We start from the raw sequence: 7,970 nt of genomic DNA on the forward strand, positions 1-7,970 counted from the left end.
GATGCCACCTACCCTGCTTACCGCTCGGTAACCATCTGCTCCGGCTCAGCCGAGCTGCTCGACGAACGCCGTGAGCTGCGCGACGTTGCGGCACTCGTGCATGGGGACGACCGTCGCGTAGGCGCCCGCGACGGAGTCGCCCGTGTCCCACTGCCGCCGTGGCTCCGGGTTGAGCCAGTAGGCGTGCCGGGCGCGGCCCGCCAGCGACCGGAGCGTGTCCAGGGCCGGTGGCTGGTAGTTGGAACGGGCGTCACCGAGGATCAGCAGCGACGTCCTCGGCCCGACCGCGTCGCCGTAGCGCTCGGCGAACCGCTCCAGCGCGTGGCCGTAGTTCGTGCGGCCGAACCTGACCATGTCCGCCTCCTCGGTCAGCCGCGTCATGGCGTCCACGAGGTCGGCACCCGGCCGGAAGAAGCGGGTGATCTCGTCGACCGTGTCCACGAACCCGAAGGCGCGCACCTTCGCGAACTGCTCTCTCAGCGCGTACGTGAGCAGCAGGGTGAAGTGGGCGAACGACGAGACCGAGTCGCTGGTGTCGCAGAGGATCACCAACTCGGGCCGGTGCGGCCGGGGCGGCCTGAAGTGCGTGTTCAGGGGGACGCCGCCGGTCTGCAACGAGGCCCGGATCGTGCGCCGGAAGTCGAGCCGGCCGCGCCGCCCCCGTCGCCGCCTGACCGTCAGCCGGGCCGCCAACCGCCGGGCCAGCGGGTGCACCTCCCGGCGCAGCCGGGCCAGGTCGGCCCGGGTGGCGCGCAGGAAGTCGAGCTGGTCCAGCGGCGGGCGCACCGCCGAGCGGGCGATGCGCTCGACACCGGAATCCTCCGCGATCCGGCGGCGAACGTCGGCGGCGACGGCCTCCTCGAAACGCCTGACGCCGTCGTGCACCCGCTGCCGGGCGGTCCTCTCCGCCAGACCGCCACGCTCCCGGCCGGCCAGGACCTCGCGCAGGATGCCGGCCATCAGCGTCTCGGGCGACAGGGCCCGCAGCACGCTGTAGGAGAACCAGTTCTGCCGGCCGGGACCGGCCTCCTGGCGGCCGAACCGCCCGACCATGGCCCGGGCGAACCCGCGCAGCTCCGCGTCCGTCTCCGCGCCGCCCTCCGCGCCGGCCTCCGCACCGGCCTCCGCACCGGCCTCCGTGCCGCCCATCAGCAGCCGCGCCAGGTGGGCGCGCAGCTCGTCGCGCCCGGCCGTCTCCAGGTCGAGGGCGTGCCCGCCCGCCCGTCCCCGGCCTGCCGGGCGCTCGCCGTACAGGCCGGTGGTCGCGGGCGGGAACCAGAGGTCGAACAGCACGTCGAACGCGGCCCGGTGCCCCGGCTTCTTGACCAGCGTCGCCGCGTAGGCGGCGCGCAGCGACCCGCGCTCGGCCAGGTCGATCACCCGCAGCGCCCGCGCGGCGTCCAGCCCTTCGGCCGGCGACACGGGCAGCCCCGCCTCCCGCAACGCACGTACGAACCCGACATGCCTGTCGACGAGCGACATGTCATCCTCCGGCGGTGGGGAGACCGAGCTCCTTGACCGCCCGCGTCTGGTCGGAGGCGTGCTTGAGCACCACCCCCAGGGTGCCCGCCACCGTCGCCTCGTCCAGCTCGTCGCGTCCCAGCGCCAGCAGCGTGTTGGCCCAGTCGACCGTCTCGGCCACCGACGGCGCCTTCTTCAGCTCCAGCGCCCGCAGCGTGGCGACGGTCCGCGCGAGCTGCTCGGCCAGGGCGGCGCGGATCGTCGGCACCTGGCTGAGCACGATGTCCCGCTCGCGCTCGGGAGTGGGGTACTCGATGTGCAGGTAAAGGCATCGCCGCTTGAGCGCCTCCGACAGCTCCCGGGTGGCGTTGGAGGTGAGCACCACGTACGGCCTGCGCGTGGCCGCGATGGTGCCCAGCTCGGGGATCGTCACCTGGAAGTCCGACAGCAGCTCCAGCAGCAGCCCTTCGACCTCGACGTCGGCCTTGTCGGTCTCGTCGATGAGCAGGACGGTCGGCGTGCCCGCCCGGATGGCCCTGAGCAGCGGCCGTTCCAGCAGGAACTCCTCGGTGAAGATGTCGTCGTCGGCGCTGGTGGCCTGGATGCGCAGGAGCTGCTTCTTGTAGTTCCACTCGTACAGGGCCCTGGCCTCGTCCAGCCCCTCGTAACACTGCAGCCTGACGAGCTGTGCCCCGGCCGCCCGGGCCACCGCCTTGGCGAGCTGGGTCTTGCCCACCCCGGCCGGCCCCTCGACCAGCAGCGGCTTGCCTAGAGCGGCGGCGAGGAACACCGACGTGGAGATGGCGTCGTCGGAAAGGTAGTCCGCGGCGGCGAGCCGCTCCGTCACCTCGGCGGGCGAGTCGAACATCAGTGCTCCCGTCTACGTGCCGAACTTTATTCTAGCCACCCCTTCCGGGATGGCCGCCCGCTGTCGATTCGACCGAGATGCCGAGTGCCGGTATATTCCTCTCAGCACGCAGGCGCCGCTAGCTCAGTTGGTCAGAGCAGCTGACTCTTAATCAGCGGGTCCGGGGTTCGAGTCCCTGGCGGCGCACCGCGAGAATCCCAGGTCGGAGCATTCCGACCTGGGATTTCTTCATGTGGCGACCATGCGAAACGAGGTCAGGATCGCGATGGCCGGCTCGAACGCGGAGATCCCGGTCGAGCCATGATCTGGATGCCGTCAGGCCCTGGACACTTCGGTCAGACTGGTGGGAGCCAACGCTCCACCAGATGGCGGGGAATGGCGGCGTCGACATGCCATAGCCCGCGGACTTTGTCCCACTTCGCGGAGGCCCCGGCGCCACGGGCCAACTGCTTGAGTTCGTCCTTGTCGTCGTAGGAGACATCGAGGTAGAGGCGCCCGTCGGCCACGACGCCTGGTGCGATGTGGTTGTCGCTCGGAATCTGTGGAGTTGGTGTTCGGGGCGGCCAGGTGCGAGCGGGACGTTCCATGCGGGCGCGTTCGACGATGTGCCGGACGCGCTGGCAGGAGGTCGGGTCGGTGATCCGCATCATCAGGTCGGTGGGGCCGACGTTGGCCAGGAGGTTGAGGGAGCCGTGCCACAGTACGGTCTCGTCGAGGATGAGGACCTTCTCGTGCATGCGTTCCCGCAGGTTCACTTGACATCCGGCGGTGCGGAGCTCATTGACGAGGTCGTCTCGGCGCTGGTCGTGCGTCTGGTCACGGGTGTGGACGGTGATCTGGACACCGGCCTGTGCCCGGGGGGCGAGGTGACGCAGCCAGGTGCGGACGGGAGTCGGGTCGAGGAAGGCGCAGTAGATCTCGATGGAGCGCTGGGCTCGTGCGATGTCCCAGGCGACGGCACGTGTGACTTCGTCGGCGGGGAAGAATGCGGGCCGGGCCAGCTCTTCTTCGGGTAGTCCTGCCAGATCCGCCGCGCTGCGAAAGGGCACGAGATCGTCCACTGACAACCGGTGGGCGCGTCGTTCCAGGTGGTCGAGCATGCGAGCGGCTTCGCCGGCCGGGTTGAGTTTGGCGTGCAGGAACTGAGTGTCGGCGACCACGATGAGGTGGTCCTGGGCGCGGCTGAGGGCGACGTTGAGCAGGCGGCAGGTGGCGGAGGACAGGCCGAGCCCTTCGTAGAAGTAGCCGACCTTGCTCCCGGCGCCGGCCACTGTGTCGATGATCACGAGTGGGCGTTGACTGCCTTGGAAACGGTGGACGGTGTCCACGAGCCCGTCGTAGTGCTGGCCGAAGCGGTAGGTCAGGCTGTCGCGGAGTGCTTTCACCTGGGCTTTGTACGGGGCTATCACGGCCATGCGGTTGGTGGGCTGCTCGTCGGCGGACAGGTCTTTCCATTTGCGGGCGGGGAGGATCTCGTCGTACTGCAGGCCGCGGATGAGTTCGTGGATGACGGCCTCGTGCACGGTGTTGGTGGTGTGGGAGTCGAATCGGGTTCTGGGGTTGGGAAGGCGGCGTGCGGTGGTGTCGATGAGGATCAGTGGCCCGTCCAGCAGGGGCGAGCCGACGAGTCTGCCGTGATCTGGTCGTCCGGTGCGCAGCGGCGAGTCCGGGTAGGCCACGGCGTTCACGATTTCGCAGATCGCCGGGCGCATCCGGTATTGGGTGTCCAGGCACACCATGCGGGGATCGGCGCGCTGGGCCGCACCGGAGGCGTCGACGAGCCCGGTCAGGCTGAACGGATCGCGGTCCATCCACAGGCGTGCGTGTTCCTGGTCCCGGGGCGTGGCCTTGCGGTCCCCGGAAGCCTTGGTTACTGCGGGCAGTTGGCGGAAGTCTCCGGCGAGGATGAGTCGGCGGGTGGCGAGCCCGGCTGCGCACCAGGCCGAGGGTGTGTTGACCATCCCGGCCTCGTCGATGATGACGACGTCGATCGCATCCATGAGCTTGCGGGACTGCACCGCCTTGGCCACGGTGGTGCCCATGACGCGGCAGTTCGCGCGGACCAGGTCGGTGATCTTCTGGAGGTCCTTCTGGAGTCGCGTGAGATGCTGCTGCAACTGGTCGGCGGCGTCTTGGAGCGGGCCGCGGGACGGGATCGTGCGTAGGCGCGCTCGCAGGGCGAGCACTTCGGTCTCGGCCCTGGCCGCCTCGGCTGCGTAACGTTGCTGGGCGGCATGAGCAGCAGGCAGTTGCTGGTCGAGGCCGGTCAGTTCGTGCTGGCGTTCCCACCGCATCCGGCCGAGGTGGTCCAGCTTGTCCTGCTTGCGCTTGGCGAAGAGCCCGGAGGGCGCGCCGATGGCGTGGATCTCTCGGTCGATCTCGCCGATCGCGGCATGCCGTAGCTGGATCTGTTGCTGGAGGGAGCCGAGGTGTCGATGGGCGTCCCCGCACCGGGCACGGAGATTCACCAGCCGAGTCTCCGCCGCCGCCGCTTCGGCGTGGACGGCGAGGTCTCGGCGTGCCGCCTCCAGCCGCTCACGGATATCGCTGATCTGCACGGTGATGGAGGTCGACAGCCGCTGCGTGATCTGACTCGGGTCGATCTTGTCGCCGAACGCGGCTGCCAGCGAGGCAAGCTCGATCTCCCCGGCGCGTTGCACGAGTCCCGTATCGAAGCCGTCCTCGTCCGACAGCAGCGTGCAGATTCGTTCAAGGGCCTGATCGACGGCCACCTTGGTCGGTGCCACGAACAGCACCCGCAGTCCCTGTCGATAGCAGCCCTCGACGATGCAGCCGACCACGTCGGTCTTCCCGGTGCCCGGCGGGCCCCAGACGAAGGTCAGCTCGCTGGCGAGTGCCTGCTCGATCGCTCGACGTTGCTGGCTGTTGAGTGCGCGGTCCCGGTAGCCCTTGATGAAGCGCTCGGGCGTGGCGCAGCGGTCGATGTGTGGCCGCCCCTGGCCGGTCAGCCAGCCGGTGGCGGTCAGGTTGACGGGGCTGTCGGCCCCGGCGGTCGATTCCAGCTTCTCGACGACGGTTTCCCACCCGGCCGTCTCGTCCTCACGCACCTGCGCGTTGCCCGGTTGGCTTCCGAGGTCGACCGTGGTCCGGACTCTGACCTTCCCGTCGGGCAGGCGGTGGACCTCGGCGGGTGCCCAGGCGTCGCGAGAGCTGGACAGGCGAATCAGTTGCCGCTCCCCAGCGAACCAGTCCCTCCACGTCTTGCAGGAGAACAGGTACTCGTACCGCTCGCCGTGCTTGCCGACGCGGCGTCCCGCCGACAGCGAGAGCTTCTCTCCATCACCGTCGCTCCGTAGTTCCGCAGCGACCTCCAGGCGTACGGCTCGCAAGAGCTCATCCACGGGGAACGGCTTGCGCTGCGGACCTGTCATCGTGCTCCCGGGGGTGAGGAGATCAACTGGCCATGCGGGTCAGGACCTTAACCCATCCCTGGCTGCCCACGCACTCGATCATGTGTTCAGGCGATTTCGGACTGTCACAAAGTCTGCGGAAGGGGGTGTCGGAGGGCATGCATAAGCGTCTATTCCTTGACACGAATATTCTCCATGGTGAATAGTCTTCTCCATGGACATACTCCTCGCCGCGCTGGCGGACCCCGCCCGCTGGCGGCTCGTGAGTCTGCTGGCCGAGCGGCCCCGCTCGGTCGGCGTGCTCGCCCAGCTAGCCGAGGCGCGGCAGCCGCAGACGACCAAGCACCTGCAGACTCTTGAGCGCGCCGGCGTCGTCATCTCCCAGCGCACCGGCCAGCGCCGCGTCTACGCGCTGCGATCCGCCCCCCTGCGGGACCTGGCGGCCGCGCTCGGCCGGCTCGCCGACGCCGCGGAGGAGGCCGCGGGCTCGCGCGAGACCTTCGACCGCCACGGGCTCAGCCTCCAAACGGAGCGGCTGGCCGCGCAGGAGCCGGGGTGGGCCGACGGCCGCTCGTTCAGCTTCCTCCGGTCGCTGGCAGGCCGCCCCGAGCTGGTCTGGCGACACCTGACCGATGCCGCCCTGCTCGCCCGGTGGTGGACGCCCGACGACCTCCGCGTCTCCGAACTCGTCTTCGAGGCGCGGCCGGGTGGGCGGATCGTCCACGAGTACCGCGACGCCGAGGACACCGACGGCTCCGACCTGGTCGCCGGGCGCGCGGAGGGAGTCGTCGTCGACGTGAGCCCCGGCGAACGGCTCTCCTACCGGCTGTCCCCGCTGCTCCCCGACGGCCGGCTCGCCTTCACCGCCCACCTCGACCTCGGCCTCCGGCCCACCGGCACCGGCACGGACCTGGACGTCCATTTCCGGATCACCGACAGCACCGTCGAGTCCGCGGACTTCGTCGCGGGCATCGAGATCGGCTTCGGCCAGAGCCTCGACAAGCTCGCGGCGACCCTCGCCGCCGGCTCCCACCCCAGTGAGCACGACACCGACACAAGGAGCACGACATGACCGACTCGACGAGCCGCAGGGTGACCGCCAACCTGAGCCTCACCCTCGACGGGCGGTACAACGGACCCGGCGGACCCGGCGACTTCAGCGCCTTCGCCCCGTACGTGACCAGCGAGGTCGCCCGAGACCACATGACCAGCATCTGGGAGGGCGCGACGACGGCGCTGCTCGGCCGGATCAACGCCGAGGGGTTCCTGGGGTACTGGCCGTCGGTTGCCGAGGACGACGCCGCCGACCCGCGTGATCGCGGATACGCGAAGTGGCTGGTCAACACGGAGAAGGTGGTCTTCTCGACCACCCTGGCCGAAGCGCCGTGGGAACGCGCCCGGGTGGTGAACGCCCCCGCGGCCGACGTCGTCGCCGAACTCAAGGCCACCGGCGAGGGCGACATCCTCGTCAACAGCAGCGCCAGCCTCATCAAGCCGCTCCTGGCGGCGGACCTGCTCGACCGGCTGTACCTCATGATCTTCCCCGAGATCGCCGGGGGCGGGCAGCGACTGTTCGACGACGGCCTGCCGGCTTCGACCTGGACGCTCGCCCACCAGCGCACCGGCGGGCTGGGGGAGATGGCGATGGTCTACGACCGAGTCCGCTGAGCCGGCGCGGGGTCTCGGCGGCTCCGTCCCGCGCGTGCCTGAGGGACTTCTGCTCGCCGGGCGTTCAGCGGGTGGCCAGGGTTCCGGTGTCGCCCCAGGTCCGCAGGTCGGTGCTGGTGAGGTGGACGATGGCGCCGTCGTGGCCCCAGCCGGTGTGGACGCCAGGGATGACGGTGAGGAACATGTGGCCGAGCCCGTCGTGCACGACGACCTCGGGGCCCAGAGGGTGAGGTCCTCACCCGGGAGGTCGATCACCGCGTCGCCGGCGTAGCTCCAGGCGACCCCGTCGGGCGACTCGGCCATCAGAGCCTCCCGAGGGGACCGGCGGCTTGAGCCGTCGGGGGAGTCGGGAGTGGGGGGCCGTCAAGGCCCGAGTGTGCCCTGACCTGTCAGGTTCGGGCATCAGAGGTCTCCGTTCATCGTGCGTTGGATACATGACGCTGGGATAGTGATCGTGTGACTCGTCAGGTGCGCACCTCCCCCGGCGCGGCGTACGACCTCGGGTATCACGTCGTGTGGTGCCCGAAGTACCGCCGCCCGGTCCTCGGCGGGCGGGTGAAGACCCGCCTGGAGGAGCTGATCCGCGCCAAGGCCGGCGAGCA

Annotated in this window: 7 protein-coding genes and 1 tRNA gene; 4 read left to right on the top strand and 4 right to left on the bottom strand. The window is 69.9% G+C overall.

The features are described from left to right. Window positions 1-45 precede the first annotated feature (45 nt). Both ACGF0J_RS35765 and ACGF0J_RS35770 read right to left on the bottom strand, forming a co-directional pair. The gene (locus ACGF0J_RS35765) at window positions 46-1,482 is read right to left on the bottom strand and encodes a VWA domain-containing protein (protein ID WP_393153315.1); all 1,437 of its coding nucleotides are present in this window, start codon (window positions 1,480-1,482) and stop codon (window positions 46-48) included. 1 nt (window position 1,483) lies between these two features. Beyond that, a complete protein-coding gene (locus tag ACGF0J_RS35770; protein WP_393153317.1) occupies window positions 1,484-2,329 on the bottom strand; it encodes an AAA family ATPase in 846 nt (281 codons plus the stop codon). Between the two features lie 112 nt (window positions 2,330-2,441). Here ACGF0J_RS35770 and ACGF0J_RS35775 point away from each other — a divergent pair. Then, window positions 2,442-2,515, top strand: a tRNA-Lys gene (locus ACGF0J_RS35775). 149 nt (window positions 2,516-2,664) lie between these two features. On the opposite strand, the gene ACGF0J_RS35780 is transcribed toward ACGF0J_RS35775, so the two are convergent. Then, window positions 2,665-5,721 carry an AAA domain-containing protein gene (locus ACGF0J_RS35780; protein ID WP_393153319.1) on the bottom strand — a complete coding sequence of 1,019 codons (3,057 nt, stop codon included), beginning with the start codon at window positions 5,719-5,721 and terminating at the stop codon, window positions 2,665-2,667. Between the two features lie 193 nt (window positions 5,722-5,914). Here ACGF0J_RS35780 and ACGF0J_RS35785 point away from each other — a divergent pair, with 193 nt between their 5' ends. Both ACGF0J_RS35785 and ACGF0J_RS35790 read left to right on the top strand, forming a co-directional pair. Continuing rightward, complete coding sequence (locus ACGF0J_RS35785) at window positions 5,915-6,772, top strand: metalloregulator ArsR/SmtB family transcription factor (RefSeq protein ID WP_393153321.1); 858 nt, start codon at window positions 5,915-5,917, stop codon at window positions 6,770-6,772. Continuing rightward, the gene (locus ACGF0J_RS35790; protein ID WP_393153323.1) at window positions 6,769-7,368 is read left to right on the top strand and encodes a dihydrofolate reductase family protein; all 600 of its coding nucleotides are present in this window, start codon (window positions 6,769-6,771) and stop codon (window positions 7,366-7,368) included. The genes ACGF0J_RS35785 and ACGF0J_RS35790 overlap by 4 nt, the downstream gene beginning before the upstream one ends. Before the next feature lie 64 nt (window positions 7,369-7,432). On the opposite strand, the gene ACGF0J_RS35795 is transcribed toward ACGF0J_RS35790, so the two are convergent. Further along, window positions 7,433-7,573 carry a hypothetical protein gene (locus tag ACGF0J_RS35795; RefSeq protein WP_393153325.1) on the bottom strand — a complete coding sequence of 47 codons (141 nt, stop codon included), beginning with the start codon at window positions 7,571-7,573 and terminating at the stop codon, window positions 7,433-7,435. Between the two features lie 251 nt (window positions 7,574-7,824). On the opposite strand from ACGF0J_RS35795, the gene ACGF0J_RS35800 reads away from it, so the two are divergent. Then, window positions 7,825-7,970, top strand: a 146-nt coding sequence (locus ACGF0J_RS35800) for a transposase (RefSeq protein ID WP_393153331.1), incomplete at its 3' end; no start/stop codon positions are given.

It is taken from the genome of Nonomuraea sp. NPDC047897 (assembly GCF_043204415.1).
Taxonomy (GTDB): domain Bacteria; phylum Actinomycetota; class Actinomycetes; order Streptosporangiales; family Streptosporangiaceae; genus Nonomuraea.

Bases quoted from the DNA above. Each gene is read 5' to 3' on its own strand.
- ACGF0J_RS35765 (WP_393153315.1), bottom strand. From the start codon at position 1,482: ATGTCGCTCGTCGACAGGCATGTCGGGTTCGTACGTGCGTTGCGGGAG.
- ACGF0J_RS35770 (WP_393153317.1), bottom strand. From the start codon at position 2,329: ATGTTCGACTCGCCCGCCGAGGTGACGGAGCGGCTCGCCGCCGCGGAC.
- ACGF0J_RS35780 (WP_393153319.1), bottom strand. From the start codon at position 5,721: ATGACAGGTCCGCAGCGCAAGCCGTTCCCCGTGGATGAGCTCTTGCGA.
- ACGF0J_RS35785 (WP_393153321.1), top strand. From the start codon at position 5,915: ATGGACATACTCCTCGCCGCGCTGGCGGACCCCGCCCGCTGGCGGCTC.
- ACGF0J_RS35790 (WP_393153323.1), top strand. From the start codon at position 6,769: ATGACCGACTCGACGAGCCGCAGGGTGACCGCCAACCTGAGCCTCACC.